The following is an 18,818-nucleotide window of genomic DNA, read 5'->3' on the forward strand; positions in this document are numbered from 1 at the left end:
GCGATTGGACAAGGTTTCCGCGCTGAACGATACGCTGAGCCGTCTTCGAGACCATTCGAGTTCCCTTCGCGAAGAAGGCGTGGCGTGATCTCATGGATTTTCACCTTCGCGCGGCGAACTGATAGACAACTGTGCGAGCTACCACAGCGCCTGCTACAGGATAAATACGCTCTGACGATCAACATCTGTTTTCAAGCAATAAAACCGGACCTTTATGGAAGGGCTCCTCATGGGTTGGAAAACCCCAAAGATCGAATACGTGAACGGATACAAGGTTATTGAAGTCGAAGGACCTGCCTTCAAGGTCTACGACGGCAACCGTCAGCTAGGGGACGATTTTCCTTACTCCGGCGAAGCGGCTGCTCACGCGAACTCTCTTCCGCCACGGGATGCTCAACAGGGCTGAACAGGAATTCGAAGCCATCCTGCTCCAAGGCGCGATACCGGCTTACGATGACAGGCACGCGTTATCTCAGGCAACTTCGTAAGGAACCCACGCCTCCCCCCATACGGCTGTGATTCACTGTTGCTTGCGCTCGCGCCTGCGCGCAACCGCCTGCACGTCATGGAAATGAAACCGGCGTTTGAGGAGGCGACGAGAGGCCGCGGAGAAGATGAGCTCTACAAGATAGCCAAGACCATGCTGGCCCTGCCGGACACGTCCATGAAGGACTATATCGACGCCGAGCAGGCCGCCGAACGGCTTCGTGACGGCTATGCCGACTACTTCTCCCGCTATGACGCCGATTGACAGTCAACTGACCCGCCCGTGCGCTGGCGATCCAGGCGATGGCCGTTGAAATGCCAATTCCAAATCTGGCCGCCGCTGATCGCGCCGACATGCCATCGCGTGACGCAGCCAGCACGCGGCACCGCAGATCATCGCTAAAAGCTCGGGTCATATTGCCTCCGACCAAATCAACCGTCGGGGCGATGGAATCAGAATTCGGCAGCCAAGGGAATCCTCAACGCGATTCCGTTTTCAATGGACGTGCTCTAGTCAGCCGATGCGCAGCACCTCTGGCGGCTTTGTCGTCACCGGCAGCGTGGCTCGGGGCGCAAAGGGCAACCCGCCATTCCAATGCCTTTTCAACGCTCGCGGTAAATTCCAGTCCATCGACTGGCTCTAACAAGTCCATATGGGCATCGACGCAGTCTCTTCAACCGTACCGCTTTTGGAACTGAGAGGAGCAGGCTACCCCATCTTAGCCACCTTCAGTCGGCTTTGTGGTGGGCGCTTTGGGCGGTGGACGATCCATTGCCCATTCGACTAACGGAGAGACGGAAAGAGCTTGAGTGTGAGGAAAAGCGCTTTCACAGTGCGCATGGAATTTTCTCCGTTTTCAATTTGAGAATGAGTAAAAATCACTCGGGCTTGGAGGCAGGGGAAAACGCATGGGCTATGTCGTTCTCCGTCACGTCCTGCATTGGTTTGTGAACCGAGGCCTGGACCGTCTCTGTGCCCTGCATCACCAGGATCACGGTTTCTTTCGGAGGGCAGCCCGGCACATGGCAGGCAAGCTCGTTGACCGAAACAACAGCTTCGTCCGGCAACAAGAGCAGCGTGCGCGCCCAGAATTTGATCGCGCGAGCGCTGTTGATGACTGACGGTCCGTTCCGTGCCAGGGGATTGACGAACGCCTCGCTCATGCCGCACCCCGTTTGTTTCTCGCCGCGCGCGGAGCCAGCACCTCGAAGAGGTCCCGGATCTGTTTGGCCGGCATGTCCTGACCGATCAGGACAACACGGCTGCGTCGATCGTCGTCCGGCCAGGCATCGAGGCGCTTCAACGGATAAAGCCGGTGCTGTACGGCGTGAGCGACGAGTGGGCGATCAGGATCGTCGGTCAGTGCAAACAGGCCCTTCAGGCGCAGCAGCCCTGAGCTGATATTGCTCGTCACGATGTGCAGAAACGTCTCCACCGCCTGTGGCGAAAGCGGCACATCATGGGTCAGGCTGATCGCCTCGATCTCATCACCGTGCCGGCTGGGGTCGTGGTCATGGTCCGGATGCTGTGTCAGCCTCTCCATCGCCAGCCAGCCGGGCACGTCTTCTGCCTTGCCGGAGATCGTGTATTCCCCATGGCCGAACAGCATCGGCAGGGCGAAGCCGACGTGCCGGTCATGAAAACGAGCGGCAGGATTGAGCGCTCTCAGCTCGGCCGCCCAGTCATGTGTGCCGACAGCCAGATCGGTCTTGGTCAGCACGACATCATCCGCAAACGCCAGTTGCTTCCAGCCTTCAAGGAAACTGTCGAGGGTCGCGCGACCATTCAGAACATCAAAGGCCGTGAGCACGCCAGCGAGGCGGAAATGCCGGGCGACGACATGATCCCTCAACCCAATGGCCGGTGATCCACCGGGAATGATGCTGTTGATGATGGGTGCCGGATCGGCGAGACCGGTGGTCTCGATGACGACCCGTGCGACAGGTGGAATATCGCCGCGAATACGAGCGTCGTGTAATTCCGAGAGCGAGCTTCTGATATCGCTTGTTGCCGTGCAGCAGATGCACCCCGTCGTGGTGCGGAAATAGGTTTCCGACCCGGTACGGACCAGATCGTGATCGATCGGAACGGCTCCAAACTCGTTGACGATGACGGCGGTGCCTGCCATCAGCGGATCGGCAAGAATGTCATTGAGCAGCGTCGTCTTGCCGGAACCGAGAAAGCCGGTCAGCAGCGTCACGGGCACCGGGTCGTAAAGACGCCTCACATCAGGCTCCCCAGAGGTTTCCCGCGCCGTCTTGCGCCGATTGAACAGCCCACTGAACATCCAGGAACCTACATTGTGTTGTCGTTGATGGGGGTGGCTTGCCCAGTTCCGCCGGGCAAGCCAACAGCTTAGCCGCCGACGATGGCGGACTTGATCGTGTTCACGTTGTACCGGAACATGTCGATATAGGTGGAGGCAGGGCCGTCTGTTCCAGACAGCGCGTCGGAGTAGAGCGTGCCGCCGACCTTGAGGCCGGTTTCCGTGGCGATCTGCTCGACGAGGCGCGGATTGCTGATATTCTCGACGAAGATCGCCGAGGCCTTGTCTTCCTTCACCTGATCCACGAGCTTGGCGACATCGGCGGCCGATGCCTCGGCTTCGGTTGAAATGCCTTCAGGGGCGATGAACTTCACGCCATAGTCGCGCTCGAAATATCCAAATGCATCATGCGAGGTGATGATCGTGCGCTTGTCAGCGGGAATGGACCCGATTGCTGCCTTCACTTCCGTTTCCAGCGCGCCGAGCTTTGCGAGATAAGCTTCTGAATTGGCCGTATAGGTGGCGCAGCCGGCTTTGTCCGCTTCGCAGAAAGTGTCGGCGATATTCTTCACATAGGTCTCAGTATTGTGGATCGACTGCCAGGCGTGCGGGTCGAACTCGCCGTGATGGTGACGACCCTCGTGTTCATGATCGTGACCGGCTTCTGCTTTTTCCTCAGGATCGTGATTGTGGCCCGCCTCCGCTTTCTCCTCACCGTCGTGATGCTCTTCTTCGGCATTTTTGAGCGGCTCGATGCCCTTGCTAACTTCCACGACCGCAGCCTTGGTGCCACTCGTTTCAATCAGGCGCGACATGAAACCTTCGAATTGCAGGCCATTGACGAGCACCACATCGGCGCCTTCGAGCGACGCCGCATCCGCTGGACGAGGCTGGTATACATGGGCATCGCCATCCGGGCCGACCAGCGTCGAAAGATCCACGCGGTCGCCGCCCACATTCCTGGCAAGATCGGCGATGATCGAGAAACTGACGACCACCTTGAGTTCGGCTGCGGATGCGCTGGACGCAATACCGACTAGCGCGAGAAGGCTGGTATAAGTGGCGAGGCGTAATGTCCTGAACATGGAAAGCTCCTTGTGTTGTCAGGCGGTCTTGTGGCGGCCGGAGACGAGGAGGCTGGCAAGCACTCCCCGGCGACCCACCAGTGCGGAAAACAGATAGATGGCGCCGGCGATGGAGATGATTGCCGGGCCGGAGGGCATGGATGCGTGATAGGAAAGGAGAAGGCCGCAAACCGAGGATGCCATCGCGATGGCGACCGCGATTACGCACAGGCTGCGCACGTCGTTTGACCAGAAGCGCGCACCGACTGCCGGCAGCATCATCAATCCCACAGACAGAAGCGTGCCAAGGGCCTGGAAGCCACCGACCAGATTGAGAACGACCAGCACGAGGAACAGCAGATGCACCGGCCCGCCGATCCTGCTCACCGAACGAAGGAAAAGCGGGTCGAGGCATTCGGCGACCAGTCCTCGCCAGAAAATGAGGAGGACGATGTATGTGGTCACCGCAATCCCGGCGATCAGAGCGAGGGCCGCATTATTGAGCGCCAGGACAGATCCAAACAGGACATGCATCAGATCGACGCTCGACCCCTTCCACGATACGATGAGCACGCCGATGGCCAGCGAAATGAGATAGAAGGCCGCCATGGAGGCATCCTCCTTTTGAACCGTGAACCGTGAGACAAGTCCGGAACCGAGCGCCACCAGCAAACCGACCGCGAGACCGCCGACCGTCATCGGGATGATCTCCAGCCCGAAGAACAGGAAGCTGAGTGCGGCACCTGGAAGGATCGCGTGAGACATCGCATCTCCCGTCAGGCTCATGCGCCGCAGCATGAGAAACACACCGACCGGCGCGCAGGATATGGAGAGGATCAGCGAGCCAAACAGCGCGCGCTGCATGAAGCCGTATTGCACGAAGGGTCCGAACAGGTACTCAAACACGCGCGGCCACTTTCTTCTCAATTGGGCCGGAAAGCCCGTGTTGGTGCCCGTGACCCTCGGTTGGCAGACGCTCTTCGCACCAGCCGGATCGTTCGTCCCAGGCTTCCTGGAAACCCCTCGCCCGCGTGAGATTGTCAGAGGTCATGACGTCGACGGTCGATCCCCAGCTCACGGGCTTACGAGCCAGCAACAGCGTCTGGGGAAAGTGTTCGCGCACAAGCGAGTGATCGTGCAGCACACAAAGCACGGTGCGGCCCTCGGCGACCCAGCCTTTGACGAGCGTCACGAGATCAGAAATCGTGCGGGCATCGACGGCATTGAACGGCTCGTCCAAAAGGATGAGATCGGCATCCTGCAGCATGGTGCGGGCAAACAGGGCACGCTGCATCTGTCCACCGGAAAGACTATCGAGCGGTCGCTTCTCGAAGCCTGCAAGGCCAACGGATTCCAGGCTATTTCCAAGGTCAACCATATCCTCAGGCGTCAAGCGTCCGAGCAGGCCTCGCCGTTGCCAGAAACCTAGTGACACAATATCGATCACGCGTGCGGGAAAGGTTCTGTCGAGTTCGGATTGCTGCGGCAGGTAGGCCAGTCTGTTAAAGCGCGACGAGCAGGTGCCGCTGATCGGCTTCAGGATGCCGGCAATCCCCTTGAGCAGCGTCGATTTGCCAGATCCATTTGCTCCCGCGATTGCGGTTAAGGAACCACGCTGAACGTCACCGCTTAAGTGATGGACGGCCGCATGGCCTTGATAGCCAAGCGTGAAGTTTTTGAACTCAAGACAAATATCGCTCATCGCGTCCTCAGGGATTGACAGCGACTGCTTAGGTAATGTTATTACGTTCGTCAACCAAAATGTAACGGTATAACATGTTAACTTCTTGAACAGTGTACCTTTCTACGGAGACAACCCATGACGCAGCAGAAGCCTGAGCCGATCCCGGTGACCGTGCTGACCGGATATCTCGGCGCCGGCAAAACCACACTTCTCAACCGGATCCTGACCGAGCCGCACGGCAAGAAGTTCGCGGTTATCGTCAATGAATTCGGCGAGGTCGGGATCGACAACGATCTCATCGTCGAGTCCGATGAAGACGTCTTCGAGATGAACAATGGCTGCATCTGCTGCACGGTGCGAGGTGACCTTATCCGCATCATCGAAGGTCTGATGCGTCGACCCGGTCGCTTCGACGGCATTCTTATCGAGACGACCGGATTGGCGGACCCAGCGCCGGTTGCTCAGACCTTCTTCGTTGATGAAGACGTGAGGTCGAAAACCCGGCTGGATTCAATCATCACAGTCGTCGACGCCAAGCATCTTCTGGGAGAAATCGACCGGGCACATGAGGCGCAAGAACAGCTCGCCTTTGCCGATACGATCATCCTCAACAAGACCGACCTCGTCAGTGATGACGAAATCTCTGCTGTGGAGCAACGCATCCGGCGGATCAATCCCACCGCCAGCATCATCAGGTCGCAGCGCTGCGACGTGGATATCGCCAGCCTTCTGGACCGCAAGGCATTCGATCTTGACCACATTCTGGAGATCGAGCCAGACTTCCTGGACGAGACCCATGAGCACGAGCACGACGAACACGTCACGAGCTTTTCGCTTGTCGAGCGCCAGCCGATGGATCCGGGCATGTTTTTGAACTGGTTGCAGTCGACGGTCCAGGCGTTCGGCATGGACATGCTGCGGATGAAGGGGATCATTTCCTTTGCCGGCGACGCCGACCGCTTTGTCGTCCAGGCCGTCCACATGCTGCTGGAAGGTGAACATCAGCGGCCATGGAAAGAAAATGAGGACCGGGTTACCCGATTGGTCTTCATCGGCCGCGATTTGCCCAGGGACATCATCACCAACGGCTTTGCCAAATGCCGTGCGGTTCGACAGGCCGCCGAATAGCCGTGCGCGCCGAACGCGAAAAAAGTTCAACACAAGGAAGGAACCCGATGGGACTGTCTCTCACCCGAAACCGTTTGCTGGCTGCCGTGGCCGCAAGCGTGGTCTTTGCTGCATCTGGAGCTTTTGCCGATGAAGATCATGCGACGAAGGAGGCCTGGCGCCTTTTCGTCGCCGACCATGCGAACCCCGTGGTACGCGTCATCGACTTCGAAAACGGGAAGGAACTTGGTCGTTACGACGTCAAGGGATACGCGTCGCTAACGGCAAGTGCATCCGGTCATACGGTGTTTGCAGGCCAGACAGAAGCTGATGTCATTCACGTCATCAAGACTGGCATCAATTTTTCCGATCATGGCGAGCACCGCGACCTGGAGGTTTCCGAACCGGCCCTTTTGCCCGTGACATTTGAAGGCAAGCGCCCCGGCCACGTCGTGCCGCATGATGACCATGTCGTCCTGTTCTACGATCGCGCCGACAAGGCGGAAATCGTCGATGAAGCCGACATCCTCGACGGAAAAGTTGAGAAGCGGATTGTCGATACGATCAAGCCTCATCACGGCGTGGCGGTGACGATGGGCCGCTACGTACTCGTCTCGATCCCGAACACGGAGATCGAAACGAAGCCAGACGAATTGCCGCCCCGCGTCGGTCTTCGGGTCGTCGATGAGAACAATAAGCAGGTCGGCGATGTGGCAAAATGCACCGACCTTCACGGCGAAGCGACGTCTGCCCGTCTTGTCGCCTTTGGCTGCAAGGAAGGCGTCCTCATCGCCCGCCCGGGCGGGATCGATGGGCCGAAACTGGAGATGCTTCCCTACCCTGCCGACTTTCCGGAGGCCTACACCGGCACTCTCCTGGGTGGTAAGGCCATGCAGTTCTTCCTCGGCAATTATGGCGACGACAAGCTGGTGTTGATCGACGCGGATGCCGAACAACCCTACAAGCTTATCGAGCTGCCGACGCGACGCGTGGATTTCCAGCTTGATCCGGCAGAGCCACGCAGCGCCTACATTCTGACGGAAGACGGCGACCTCCATGTTCTTGATGTCATCAAAGGCGAAATCGTCAAAAAGGCGAAGGTCACCGAGCCCTACAGCAAAGATGGCCACTGGCGCGATCCGCGTCCTCGTCTTGCCGTGGCCGATAGCCAGATCGCGATTACCGATCCGCGCCACTCCCTCGTTAGGGTCATCGACGCGGACACGTTAAAGGAAACGCGAACCATCGCCGTCGAAGGCCAGCCCTTCTCGATCGTCGCTGTCGGCGGCTCGGGTGCTTCGCACTGATCGGCTGAGACCTTGGCCCGGAGCTGTACTGCAGTTCCGGGCTGTCGCGCCCATAGGCGTTTCCGGAGATGATCATGTTGCACGCAGTCCATTCCGACGATCTGAAACTCACTCGAAACCAGAGCCTCGTTCTATCGGTGCTGCAATCGTCCGAGCAACCCCTGAGCGCCTATAGCGTTCTCGATCGTCTGCGGGATGAGGGCCTACGGGCTCCGCTGCAAGTTTACGGGCGCTGGAAAAACTGCTGCAGGCCGGCCGTGTCCACCGTCTGGAGAGCAAAAACGCCTTCGTCGTCTGCTGTCATTCGAAGCATGGGCATATCCATCCGCGGGTCACCGCCTTCGAAATCTGCGAGTCCTGCGGCAAGGTCAGTGAATTCCACAATACGGAGATCGAGGACGCGCTTGCCAGACAAGCCCGGGGCCGCGGCTTTAAGGTTAGATCCAGTACCATCGAAATTCACGGTCTCTGCGCCAGTTGTGAATGATCTGAATAATTAGCGGACAGCCTATACTGCATCGCTTCATCTAAATTTGTAACGTTATTCCATTATGGGATTCCCGGCATGAAAAAACTTCCCGTCACTGTCTGTTAATTTCCACTGAGAGCTCTCGGTGGAAATCAGCACCGCCGGCCGTTGCGAAGTCCCTTCGGGAGTACTGTAGGAGCGACCCTTAAACCACCATCGTAGAAGTGGCTGGCGCTTGAGACAGCAGGTCACCAAGGATAGCCAAGCTCCGCTTCAGTTCCTCAACGGTACCCGCAGCACCTAGACCGATCCTGACCGCCTCGGGAGCGCTCGATATCGCGAAGGCATCGCTGGCAACAACGCCAACCCCGACTGAACGCAGCCTCGACACCAGTTCCCCTCGTGTCCAAGGTTCCTGTACGCGAAGCCATGCGTGGAAACCTCCAGTAGATGCGTCGGCATTGTGAGGCAGTGTCGCCCGCAATGCCTGCAGCCTTGTTGCACTCTCTCTCACTATCTCGTCGCGCACCTCATCAGCCAATCCTGTCTCGATCCACCGCGAAGCGATCGCGCTGGTAAGTGGAGAGACGAGGGATGCCGAGGCCCTGATAGCGTTGGCGACCCTGAGGGACCGACCTTCCGGCACAGCGACGTAGGCGACGCGCAGCGCTGGTGACAGGCATTTCGACAGACTGGCGACATGAAAGACAGTCTCCGGTGCTATCGCCGCAAGGGGTGTCGGCGCATCGGGGACCAGTGCGCCATAGGCATCGTCCTCGATTACCGGAACATCATAAGCGCGCGCCAAGCTCACTAGCTCATGGCGGCGGTCGAGCGGCATGGTCCTCGTTGTTGGGTTATGAAGCGTCGGCATGCAGTACAGCGCCTTCGGCCTTGAGGCCTTGCAGGCCTCTTCGAACGCTGTCGGGAGCAGGCCATGATCGTCCATCTTCAACGGCGCGAGCTTCAGGCGCAGATGCGACGCGACGGACCGAAAGCCTGGATAGGTCAGTTGCTCCACGCAAACCGTGTCCCCAGGCTCGGTGAGCACGCCAAGCACCGCATGAAGCGCCCCTTGAGCGCCGGCGGCTACAAGGACGCGTTCCGATGTGACATCCGGAAGCCTCCGAGACAGCCAACCCGTCGCAACGACGCGATCGCTCATGATGCCTCCTGGCTCCTGATAGCGCATCAGCAGATCGAGACCCTGATCCTCCAGATCTCTCGCAGCTTCCCACATCCTGCGTGTAAGAGAGCTGTTCTGAAAACGCGGCGGCAAGTTCATGCTCATGTCGACCAAGCCAGAAGGCTGTACGACGCGCGAGAGCGTGCTTCGCCGTGCCTTCACATACGTCCCTTGACCGACCTTCCCTTCAATCAAGCCGCGGCTCTGAGCTTCAGCATAGCCGCGGCTCACCGTTGTGAAATCAATATCGAGGTCTTCCGCCAGTCTTCGCTGCGTCGGAAGGCGCGTACCTTCGGCAAGTCGTCCGCTGGCAATATCGGCGGCCAGTGCGTCAGCAATCGCGAGATAGATCGGTCCGTCCTTTGTGCTCAGCTTTGGTGACCATGTTTTCGCAGTCATAAACGCTCCTGCCCCTACATCCAATCAATAGCAAACTATATGGATATTACATGCTCGCCGCAACAGCCGTCATCAATGATGATATCGCCCTGACAAGGTTGGAAAGTGTCTAGCGGCCGACCACCACAGAGGCATAGGGGATCATTTCACCGCATATATAGGTCGTACCGGCTCGTGGATACCCCCGCAGTACCGAAGAGCGGGCACGCGGATCGAATGCGACAATTCGCGCGTTTCCGCATTGATCGGATAATTGTATGTATATGATATGCATATAATCGCCAACAATGAAAGGCTTGAGCGATGACAACGCGACCGCAGCCGCTTTCCCCGATGAAGACGGGTGTCCGGGGACTTTGCCCCCGATGTGGTCAGGGACGCCTCTTTGACGGGTTTATGAAGCTGAAGCCGAAATGTGAAGCCTGTGGTCTGGACAACGCGTTTGCTGATCCTGCCAACGGCACGGCATTCTTCGTGAACTGCTTCACGTTCATTCTGGTCGCCGTTGTCGTCTCCGCCTGGATCGAGATCGCCATGAGCCCTTCACTGTGGGTGCACCTGTTTGTTTCTCTGCCCATCGTTCTGATGGTTTGCGTACTGCCATTGCGTCCGTTGAAGGGATGGCTCGTCAACAGCCAGTTCTTCTACAAGACGAGGAGAGGCAAGATTGTATCTGACGATGTAGCGCCAGAGACGGCAACTCCGGTCGCGGACAAGGGTTGAACGAACATGGTTTGCCGTATCCATCCGGTAGATCACAAGATGCAGAAAGGATTGATCGATGGCGAGCCAATGGCCTCCACTTCCTCCCGTCAAGACAGGTATCCGAGGGCTTTGCCCCCGGTGCGGGCGGGGGCACCTCTTCGAAGGCTTCCTGACATTGAAGCCGAAATGCGACGTCTGCGGTCTCGACTACAGTTTCGCTGATCCGGCTGACGGGCCAGCCTTCTTCGTCATCTGCTTTACCTGTGTGCCAGCCGTCGCAGTCGCCTGCTGGATCGAGGTCGCTTTCAATCCTTCACCCAGGGTGCATCTCTTTACATCGCTGCCTCTAACACTTCTTGCCTGCATCCTGCCGCTCCGCCCCCTGAAGGGATGGCTCGTCAACAGCCAGTTCTTCTACAAGGCCGAGGAAGGAAAGATCGATCGCGACTACGTCAGGCCGAAGACCGTGCCCCCAGACGCTGATCGGGATTGAGGCAACCTGACTTTGAACATTGTAGAGATGTAGTGGCATGAGTGGACGGGACGACGCGCTACGCCCTCCCAGCCGCCTTGGAAGAACGCTTCGGCATGATTGAAGTGCCCTGAGATCGTCAGATACCCTGGGCCTCGCAACAGACACCTGCTAACGACCGCTTGGAAAGAAAATGTGGGATTGGGTCCCGATAGTCTTCGTCACGTTCAAGGTCCTCGCACTAGGCTTGGCCATGTTCTTCGCCATCAAGTGGCACTACGACCAGAGCAAGAAAGGGGAGAGGCGCGCGGCTCTACGCACCGGAGCGATAATAGCCGCGGCCTTTCTGCTGGCGCTCGTAGCCGTGATGCTCTTAGCTTTCGGCCTTAGCCGGACGCTAGGCTTGGACCTGAGTCTTCCTTGACGAACGACGCGCTTCGCAAGTGGATGTCCTAATCCTTCGACGCAGTGGTCCCTACCTCAGCGATCAACCAAGCGACCAGAGCGACGATCGCAGGGCTTTTCCGGTATCTCTGCCATACGAGGTAGAAATTGGCAGGCCCCTGCAACGAGCCGTCAAGAACGCGGACCGATCGTCCCTCTTCGAGGTCCCTCTCGACGAATTGCCTGTTGATCAGGGCTATACCCTCCTTCGAAGGCCTTTGGCGTACCATCGGCGATATCTGCGATCTCTTGAGCCCCACTGAATGCTGGAACTTCCTCAAAGCCGCAGGGGCAGGGTATGCGTCCGAGTAAAAGTCCGATGTTGTAGAACATGGCGCCAAGATGAAATTCCCTTCCAACTGTCGGTTCTGCAATGAAGTGCAGAATGATCGTAAAGCTCGCCTTGATAGGATTCGAACCTCAGATGACGCGAGCGCGAGCTGTATGTCCAACCAATTGCGCCCCCGCGCCTTTACATTCTGAAAATGGCAGGGACTGCAACTCACTGAACCTGTGTTTGGTTGCGCGGCCACCACTTCCGATAAAAAAGTTGGGAAATGGAAGCGTGCAGCCCATGCACGCACCAACCCCACAGCGCAAGTTGGTCAGTCATCGAGCCGGATCACTGCGCAAGCGTAGGGGCCAAGCGCCAGATGTCCCGAGACGCGGTTCCCTGAAAGAAGATCTGTGCCCTCTGGAAAATCAGTGACATTCACGGCTTCTCCGTCCGCATTCATGAGAAACAGGAGCTTGCGGTCGTCTGCTTCGCGAAGCGTGACCTCAACGGTTGACGGCAAGTTCGGCACAAGAGGATGGATGCCGGCGTTTCCGAAGAGATGTTCGGCGAGCGCTCCGACGAGAACGTCAGTCAGATAGGTGCCGATATAGATCGCTTGGCCGCTTCCCACGCTGCGGCGGGAAATAGCGGTCCGCCCGCCCAGAAAGCGGTTGCTCCACTGCCCAAGCGTTTCGACATCTCCGTCGGTCTCGAAAAGTTCGTAGAGGTGCGCGGCCTCATATTCGGCATTGCCGATCGCCAACCGATAGCCACGCTGCGACGAGCTGGCGGGCAGACGCCGAGCCGGTACGTTCAGCCCGAATTCCGGACCCGGCATGCCGAAGAGACCGTCGGCGCCGGGTTCCGCGACGCGTCCGAATTCTTCCACGCGAACGCCACAGAGGGCCGAGAGGCCCGGTCCCGGCGCAAGGGTGCGCGGAATGTGATTATTCTCGTCCCGTGTCCCGGTCATCGCGCCGACCACCAGCGTGCCGCCATTGCGCACGAAGGCCTCGACATTCGCATCCCACTCGCTTTTCCACATGACCCAGTGCGGAATGTAGAGGAGCTTGATGCGCGAGAGATCGTCGGTCGGGTGAATGAAACCGCATGCGATGCCGTTCTCATAACAGTAGCGGTGCAGCCGCGTGCCATCCTCCAGCGGGCTCGGCAGGCCCATGGGATAGGTTTTGTACGCTTCCTGATTATCGAAATCAGCACCCGCAATAGCAACGTCCATGCGGACGGTGGTGCCGAGAAGGTCGTCCTTGATCCGGGCGATGTCACCGGCAAACTGCGCTGCCTCATGGTAGCGCCGACGGGGAACGTCATCATGATCGATGATGCCCATCCAGTAGATTTCAGCGCCGAAATGCGCCGGCCTCCAGCGGAAGAAAAGAAGACCATCCGCGCCGCGCGCGACGGAACTGAGCGCCATCCGCCGCATCTCGCCCGGCTCCGGGGTCATCGTGGAAAAACCGGGCTGACTGCCGAAACCGGAAGCCTGTTCCGGCACGATGAAGTTGCCGCTGAAGGCCCGGCAGATGTCGAGGTGTAGCGCTTGTGTGGCGGCGTGGCCACCCGTGCGCCGCATCTCGTCATAGAGCATGGGATAGATATCAAAGCCGATGAAGTCCAGGTCCTCGCCGAACGGGCCGCGAAAGTCGATATCCTCCAGACGGCCCAGATTGTGAAAGACGAACCAATCGGGATTGACCGCACGCAGGATCTCGACCTGATCATGCTGGAACGCCGCCGTCGCGTCGGCCAGGAACCGGTGATAGTCTTGGACATGGCCGGGACTCGGGAAGCCCGGATTAGCCGCCCGAGGCGCGGTAATCTGGTCGAACCCGTCATAGGCCGTCGCCCAGAAATTCCCGCCCCAGGCAAAGTTCAGCGCGTCGATGGTGCCGTAGCGGCGCTCGAGAAAGGCGCGGAACGCAACCTGCGTCTCTTGCGAGTAGGAGGTCGAGACCGTGGTGTTCAGCTCGTTGTCGGTCTGCCAGCCGATGACATGCGGATTGTCCCGGTAGTGATCGGCTAGTGCCTGCGTGATGCGCTTACTGTGCGAGCGATAAACTGCGCTGTTTGTGTCGGCATGCTGGCGCGACCCGTGCGTGGCAACGCGATCGTGTTCATCGACGCGCAGCACGTCAGGATATGCGGCCGTCAGCCAGCGCGGCGGCGTTGCCGTCGGAGTGCAGAAGATCGTCTGAATTCCTGCCGCACCCAGCACCTCGATCGCCCGGTCGAAGAGGGCGAAATCGAAGACGCCCTCCGATGGCTCGAACAGATGCCAGCCGAACTCACCCAGACGGACGACGTTGAAACCGGCGGCTGCCATTCTCTCCGCATCGCTTTGCCAAAGCGCTTCCTCGATATGCTCGGGATAATGTGGGACGCCTAAAAGGAAGTGATCGAGATTGAGCGGTCGCCAGACGGAAAGTTGAGCAGCGGGAGTGCGCTTCATGGAGATCATCCTTCGTAAAAGCTTGGAGTGAGGAGGCGTCAGAGACCGGTGACGGTCTTTGGCGCCGATACCGTGCGACCGTCGGTAGAAAACAGGTAGGCGTCGTGCACGTCGAAGCCGAGAACCAAAGGGGCACCAGGCCGGAATGGCACGATATCTCCGATCTGAATGGTGAAGGCGCCGGTTCCGCTATCCGAATTGCTTGTGCTCAGGCTTCCGGCATCGGCATAGACAATGGTCTCGCGACCCAGATGTTCAATGAGCCGAACCTCGGCCGGGAAGGTCGTGCCGGACCTGATGTTATCGATCCTGAGCTTCTCCGGACGGATACCGACGGTGACATGATCGCCGGCGTGAACCGGACTAGCGAGATCGCTGAATGCGACCGACATTCCACCCGCACATTCGATGACGGCTCCGCGACCGTCGGCCGTCCGAACAATTCCTTCCACGAAGTTCATCCGCGGCGCACCGAGGAAACCGGCGACAAACCGATTGACCGGATTGTTGTAAAGCACCAACGGCGCGCCGACCTGCTCGATTTGACCCTTGTTTAGCACCACGATACGGCTCGCCATGGTCATCGCCTCGACCTGGTCGTGCGTCACATAAATCATGGTCGCACCCAACCGGGCGTGCAGCGTCGAGAGCTCGACGCGCATCTGTGTGCGTAGCGCTGCATCGAGATTGGAGAGCGGCTCGTCGAAGAGGAACACGTCAGGCGAGCGCGTGATCGCCCGGCCGATCGCCACGCGCTGGCGCTGGCCGCCGGAAAGCTGTCGCGGCCGCTTGTCGAGCTGTTCCTCCAAGCGCAGGATAGCAGCGGCGCGCGTGACGGCGGTCTCGATCTCGGCCTTCGGCCGCTTGGCCATGCGAAGGCCGAAGCCCATGTTCTCCGCAACGGTCATATGCGGGTAAAGAGCGTAGGATTGGAACACCATGGCAATGCCGCGGTCGCCCGGCTCCTCCGCTGTGACATCGCGGTTCTTGATGAGGAGGCGCCCGGAGGAGATGCTCTCTAGACCCGCGATCGTCTTCAGGAGTGTCGACTTTCCGCAGCCGGACGGGCCGACCATGACGGCGAACTCACCGTCCTCAATGGTCAGGTTGATGTCGCGCAAAGCGTGATAGCCGGCATAGTGCTTTTCGATGTTTTGGAGTTCAACGCTCGCCATCGCAGAGCCATCCTTTGGGTTGTCTGCTTAGCCCTTCACCGCGCCGACGGTCAGTCCGGCGATGAAGTGGCGTTGCATGAGGAAAAACATGAGGACCGGGGGTACCGCGACAATGACGGTCGCCGCGGAGACGAGGTTCCAGGCCGACACATATTCCCCGCGCAGGTTGCTCAGGCCCGCCGTCACCGGCTTCACCGCATCGCTCTGGGTCAGCACGATCGCCCAGAAATAGTCGTTCCAGACGAAGGTGAAGGTGAGGATCGCAAGTGCCGCAAGCGCGGGGCGCACCAGCGGCAGAACGACGTGAACAAGGGTCTGACCGGGTGACGCGCCTTCCGATCGCGCCGCCTGGAAAAGCTCGTCCGGGAGTGCGGCGATGAAGTTGCGCATGAACAGCGTCGCGAACCCCGTCTGAAAGGCGACATGAAAAATGATCAGCGCGGCATAGGTATCGTAGAGGCCGAGCTCCACCATGAGATCGCGCACCGGGATCATCATGATCTGCGCCGGCAGAAAATTACCGCCGACGAAGAGCGCAAAGATCAGGTTCGCGCCTGGAAACCGGTGGCGCGACAATACGTAGCCGGTGAGCGTGGATAGCACGAGTACCCCCACTACCGACGGCAGCGTGATGACGAGGCTGTTGACGAAATAGTGGGCCATGGCGGTCTGGGTGAAGACGGCCGTGTAGTTCTCGATGAGGTTGAAGCTCTTCGGCCAGCCCCAGTAATTGCCGGCCATGACCTCTTCGAAGGAGCGCAGCGACGTTACCATGACGGTGAAGAGGGGCAGCAGCCAGAGGAGGAGGACGAGCGAGACAAGGCCGATATAGAGGCCGCGGCGCGCAGGCGCTGTGGCCGGGATGGGGCGAGGATACATCAGGCGTTTCCTTCTTCCACCTTGAGCAGAGTGTGCAGATACCAAACGATGAAACCGGCCATGATCACGAAAAGAACGGTTGCGATCGCCGCGCCGTAGCCGAAGCGGTAGGAGAAGATCGACTGTTCGTACATCTGGTAGGCAAGCACGGTGGAGGAACCGAACGGGCCGCCGGATGTCATCACCGCAACCATGTCGAACGAGCGCAGCGCTCCGATGACGGTGACGGCAAGTGCGATGAAGCTCACCTCCCGCAGCTGCGGCAGGATGACGTTCCAGAGCATGGCAAAGCCGCGGGCCCCATCCACCCGCCCTGCCCCGATCAGTTCCTCGTTCAGGTTGTTGAGACCCGCCAGGAACAGGACGAGGCAAAAGGCGATCTGCGGCCAGAGGGCCGCGATGACGACCGCGACGGTGACAAAGTTTTCGTCCGACAGCAGGGCCGACGCCGTTGCACCGAAGGCGGTGAAGATCAGAGCCAGAAGGCCAAATGAGGGATCATAGACCCAGGTAAAAACGACGCCGACCGTGACGGAGGCGAGTACCAGGGGTATAAAGAATAGAGACTTCACGATCCGCATGCCGGCGATCGGCTGATTGAGCATCAACGCCAGCGCAAGCCCGAGCGGCGGCGCGGCCATGAACATCACAAGCCAAATGACATTGTTCTTCAGCGAGACGAAGAACTGCGGATCGTCGATCAATTGCCGATAGTTGTCGAGCCCCACCCAGACCATGGCCCCAACACCATCCCATTCGTGGAAAGAGACCCAGATCGTCTGGAGAGACGCGAATATGATGACGACTCCGAAAAGGACGATACCTGGAAGAATGAAGAGGGTTGGTGCCAGCCAGTTGCTATGGCGTCGCCAGAGTCTGGACATCATATCTGCCTCACTACGAGAACAACACGGCTTGAGGATTTTCAAGCACGGGGGACGGATCGGGCGAAGAGGTTTGCCTCTTCGCCCAACGTGCGGCGTCAGGGAGGATGACGACCGCGGTTCGGCTAGGCCTTGAAGACGCGCTTGCGCGTTGCTTCGAGACGAACAAGGATCTGTTCGCGCCTCTCCGGCTTCACCATGAACTCCTGGAAACCCTTCAGGCCTTCCTGGGCCATGTCCGGATCCGTGTCGCGGTCGTAATACTGGGCAGAGCCCTTGACCGATTTCAGGCTTTCCATCGCAGCGTTTACCAAAGGATCAGCGCTCGGCGGGCAATCGCTGCGCGGCGGCACGGCGCCTTCCGGCGCAAGATAGGCTGCTAGGTTCTCGGGCTGGTACAGGTAGGCCAGGAACTCTCGCGCACCCTCCTTGTTCTTGCCGTTCTTTGGAATGTGAATGGAATTCAACGCGAAGTCCTCGTAGCGCGGCAGACCGGGCGTGATTTCCGGAAAAGGCGCAAACGCGATCTGTGCCTGCTCCTCGGCGGGAAAACCGTATTTGACGAAGCCTGCGAGATCCATCATTGCGGCCTTTTTCTGCGCCAGTGCGGCCGCAGCCTGCTCCCATCCCGACGAGGTGTGGTTCGGCGTGAACAGGCCGGCCATGATCAGGGCCTCCCACTTGTCGAAGACAGGTGTCAGAGCGGGATCCGTATAGGCCATCGTGCCATCCATCAGGGCCATGTGCTTTTCGAGGCCGTTGATGCGCAGATTCATATGATCGAACCACCCAGCCGCCGGCCACATCTCCTTGGTCCCAATGCTGACCGGGATCATGCCTGCGGACTTCGACTTTTCACCGAGTGACAGAAGATCCTCGAAGGTCACTGGCGGCGTCCAGCCCTTCTCCGCAAACACATCCTTGCGGTAGAACAGGCCCCACAAGAGACCGCCGAGTGGCAGTCCATACTGCTTGCCGTCTACCGTGACCGCGCCGGCCGACGCGCCCAGCACATCCTTGTACTTCTCGCGCTCAAAGAGGTCGGAGATATCGTCGAAGAGGTCCCGCTTGACAAAGGACTTCATGCGGTTGCCCGAAAACCAGAAGCAGATGTCGGGCGCACCGACAACCAAATAGCTGCGGATGGCGGTCTTGTGCGCCTCGTGATCCATATTGTTGATGACGACCTTGGTCCCGCTCGCCTTTTCGAACTCGCCCGCAAGCCGTTGAAGAACCTCACGCTGTGGGGCGTTGGCAATATTGGAAATGATCGTCAGTTCTTTGGACTGTGCGAGCGCTGGCCTGCCAAGAAGGCTCGCAGTCGCCATGAGGCCGCCGGTCCCGATCAGAAATGTCCGTCGCGACGGTGCAAAATCAAGCGGGTTGTCTTTGAAACGCATAGGTGTTCCTCCCAAGGCAAGGTTCATCCGCAAGACCGCTCGCTGCGATCGTGAGCGGGTCATGTTTGGTCGAGATCGACAACCGCAAGAAGCCCGACGACGTACTGTCGAACCCTCCTCCCTCGATTGCCAATGACAAAACG

At 59.0% G+C, this 18,818-nt stretch carries 18 protein-coding genes and 2 pseudogenes; 8 read left to right on the forward strand and 12 right to left on the reverse strand.

Translation table 11 applies throughout. The features are described from left to right. Positions 1-229 precede the first annotated feature (229 nt). On the forward strand, positions 230-406 hold the full coding sequence (locus BSG19_RS26220) for a hypothetical protein (RefSeq protein ID WP_170866098.1): 177 nt from the start codon (positions 230-232) through the stop codon (positions 404-406). Between the two features lie 120 nt (positions 407-526). After that, positions 527-751, forward strand: coding sequence for a hypothetical protein (locus BSG19_RS24420; protein ID WP_244529424.1), 225 nt, complete (start codon positions 527-529; stop codon positions 749-751). Position 752: 1 nt separating this feature from the next. On the opposite strand, the pseudogene BSG19_RS25885 reads toward BSG19_RS24420, so the two are convergent. The 6 genes and pseudogenes from BSG19_RS25885 to aztA form a co-directional block, all read right to left on the reverse strand. Further along, positions 753-902, reverse strand: a pseudogene (locus tag BSG19_RS25885) (helix-turn-helix domain-containing protein); the annotation flags it as partial. Positions 903-1,365: 463 nt separating this feature from the next. After that, the gene (locus tag BSG19_RS24425; protein ID WP_092990619.1) at positions 1,366-1,650 is read right to left on the reverse strand and encodes a hypothetical protein; all 285 of its coding nucleotides are present in this window, start codon (positions 1,648-1,650) and stop codon (positions 1,366-1,368) included. Then, entirely contained in the window at positions 1,647-2,714 is a 1,068-nt protein-coding gene (locus tag BSG19_RS24430) for a CobW family GTP-binding protein (RefSeq protein WP_244529420.1), read from the reverse strand. The genes BSG19_RS24425 and BSG19_RS24430 overlap by 4 nt, the downstream gene beginning before the upstream one ends. Before the next feature lie 128 nt (positions 2,715-2,842). After that, positions 2,843-3,838: a zinc ABC transporter substrate-binding protein AztC gene (aztC, locus tag BSG19_RS24435; protein ID WP_092990621.1), complete on the reverse strand. Its 996-nt coding sequence runs from the start codon at positions 3,836-3,838 to the stop codon at positions 2,843-2,845. An 18-nt stretch (positions 3,839-3,856) separates the two neighbouring features. Further along, positions 3,857-4,723: a zinc ABC transporter permease AztB gene (gene aztB / locus BSG19_RS24440; RefSeq protein WP_280142435.1), complete on the reverse strand. Its 867-nt coding sequence runs from the start codon at positions 4,721-4,723 to the stop codon at positions 3,857-3,859. Then, the gene (gene aztA, locus BSG19_RS24445) at positions 4,716-5,519 is read right to left on the reverse strand and encodes a zinc ABC transporter ATP-binding protein AztA (protein WP_092990622.1); all 804 of its coding nucleotides are present in this window, start codon (positions 5,517-5,519) and stop codon (positions 4,716-4,718) included. Before aztA ends, aztB begins: the two co-directional genes overlap by 8 nt. A 117-nt stretch (positions 5,520-5,636) precedes the next feature. Between aztA and BSG19_RS24450 the strand changes: the two genes are divergently transcribed. From BSG19_RS24450 to BSG19_RS24460, 3 genes and pseudogenes are all read left to right on the forward strand, one after another. Then, positions 5,637-6,629, forward strand: coding sequence for a CobW family GTP-binding protein (locus tag BSG19_RS24450; RefSeq protein WP_092990623.1), 993 nt, complete (start codon positions 5,637-5,639; stop codon positions 6,627-6,629). Positions 6,630-6,676: 47 nt separating this feature from the next. Continuing rightward, positions 6,677-7,915, forward strand: a complete 1,239-nt coding sequence (gene aztD / locus BSG19_RS24455) for a zinc metallochaperone AztD (RefSeq protein WP_092990624.1) — start codon at positions 6,677-6,679, stop codon at positions 7,913-7,915. A 74-nt stretch (positions 7,916-7,989) separates the two neighbouring features. Beyond that, positions 7,990-8,402 (forward strand): annotated as a pseudogene (locus tag BSG19_RS24460) (Fur family transcriptional regulator). Positions 8,403-8,589: 187 nt separating this feature from the next. Here the strand turns inward: BSG19_RS24460 and BSG19_RS24465 are convergent. After that, positions 8,590-9,969: an aminotransferase-like domain-containing protein gene (locus BSG19_RS24465; RefSeq protein WP_092990625.1), complete on the reverse strand. Its 1,380-nt coding sequence runs from the start codon at positions 9,967-9,969 to the stop codon at positions 8,590-8,592. Positions 9,970-10,365: 396 nt separating this feature from the next. On the opposite strand from BSG19_RS24465, the gene BSG19_RS24470 reads away from it, so the two are divergent. The 3 genes from BSG19_RS24470 to BSG19_RS24480 all read left to right on the forward strand — a co-directional run bounded on the left by BSG19_RS24470 (position 10,366) and on the right by BSG19_RS24480 (position 11,570). Continuing rightward, the gene (locus BSG19_RS24470; protein WP_348272155.1) at positions 10,366-10,692 is read left to right on the forward strand and encodes a DUF983 domain-containing protein; all 327 of its coding nucleotides are present in this window, start codon (positions 10,366-10,368) and stop codon (positions 10,690-10,692) included. Positions 10,693-10,750: 58 nt separating this feature from the next. Next, a complete protein-coding gene (locus tag BSG19_RS24475; protein WP_092990627.1) occupies positions 10,751-11,167 on the forward strand; it encodes a DUF983 domain-containing protein in 417 nt (138 codons plus the stop codon). A 172-nt stretch (positions 11,168-11,339) separates the two neighbouring features. Next, positions 11,340-11,570 (forward strand): hypothetical protein, encoded by a 231-nt coding sequence (locus tag BSG19_RS24480; RefSeq protein ID WP_092990628.1) that lies wholly within the window; start codon positions 11,340-11,342, stop codon positions 11,568-11,570. 625 nt (positions 11,571-12,195) lie between these two features. Here the strand turns inward: BSG19_RS24480 and BSG19_RS24490 are convergent. The 5 genes from BSG19_RS24490 to BSG19_RS24510 all read right to left on the reverse strand — a co-directional run bounded on the left by BSG19_RS24490 (position 12,196) and on the right by BSG19_RS24510 (position 18,675). Next, positions 12,196-14,337, reverse strand: coding sequence for a beta-galactosidase (locus BSG19_RS24490; RefSeq protein WP_092990649.1), 2,142 nt, complete (start codon positions 14,335-14,337; stop codon positions 12,196-12,198). A gap of 38 nt (positions 14,338-14,375) precedes the next feature. Beyond that, positions 14,376-15,512, reverse strand: a complete 1,137-nt coding sequence (gene ugpC, locus BSG19_RS24495) for an ABC transporter ATP-binding protein (protein ID WP_092990630.1) — start codon at positions 15,510-15,512, stop codon at positions 14,376-14,378. A gap of 27 nt (positions 15,513-15,539) precedes the next feature. After that, the gene (locus BSG19_RS24500) at positions 15,540-16,391 is read right to left on the reverse strand and encodes a carbohydrate ABC transporter permease (protein ID WP_092990631.1); all 852 of its coding nucleotides are present in this window, start codon (positions 16,389-16,391) and stop codon (positions 15,540-15,542) included. Further along, the gene (locus BSG19_RS24505) at positions 16,391-17,275 is read right to left on the reverse strand and encodes a carbohydrate ABC transporter permease (RefSeq protein ID WP_092990650.1); all 885 of its coding nucleotides are present in this window, start codon (positions 17,273-17,275) and stop codon (positions 16,391-16,393) included. Before BSG19_RS24505 ends, BSG19_RS24500 begins: the two co-directional genes overlap by 1 nt. A 125-nt stretch (positions 17,276-17,400) precedes the next feature. Further along, positions 17,401-18,675, reverse strand: coding sequence for an ABC transporter substrate-binding protein (locus tag BSG19_RS24510; protein ID WP_092990632.1), 1,275 nt, complete (start codon positions 18,673-18,675; stop codon positions 17,401-17,403). Positions 18,676-18,818 lie beyond the last annotated feature (143 nt).

The organism is Rhizobium sp. NFR03 (assembly GCF_900111275.1).
GTDB lineage: Bacteria > Pseudomonadota > Alphaproteobacteria > Rhizobiales > Rhizobiaceae > Ferranicluibacter.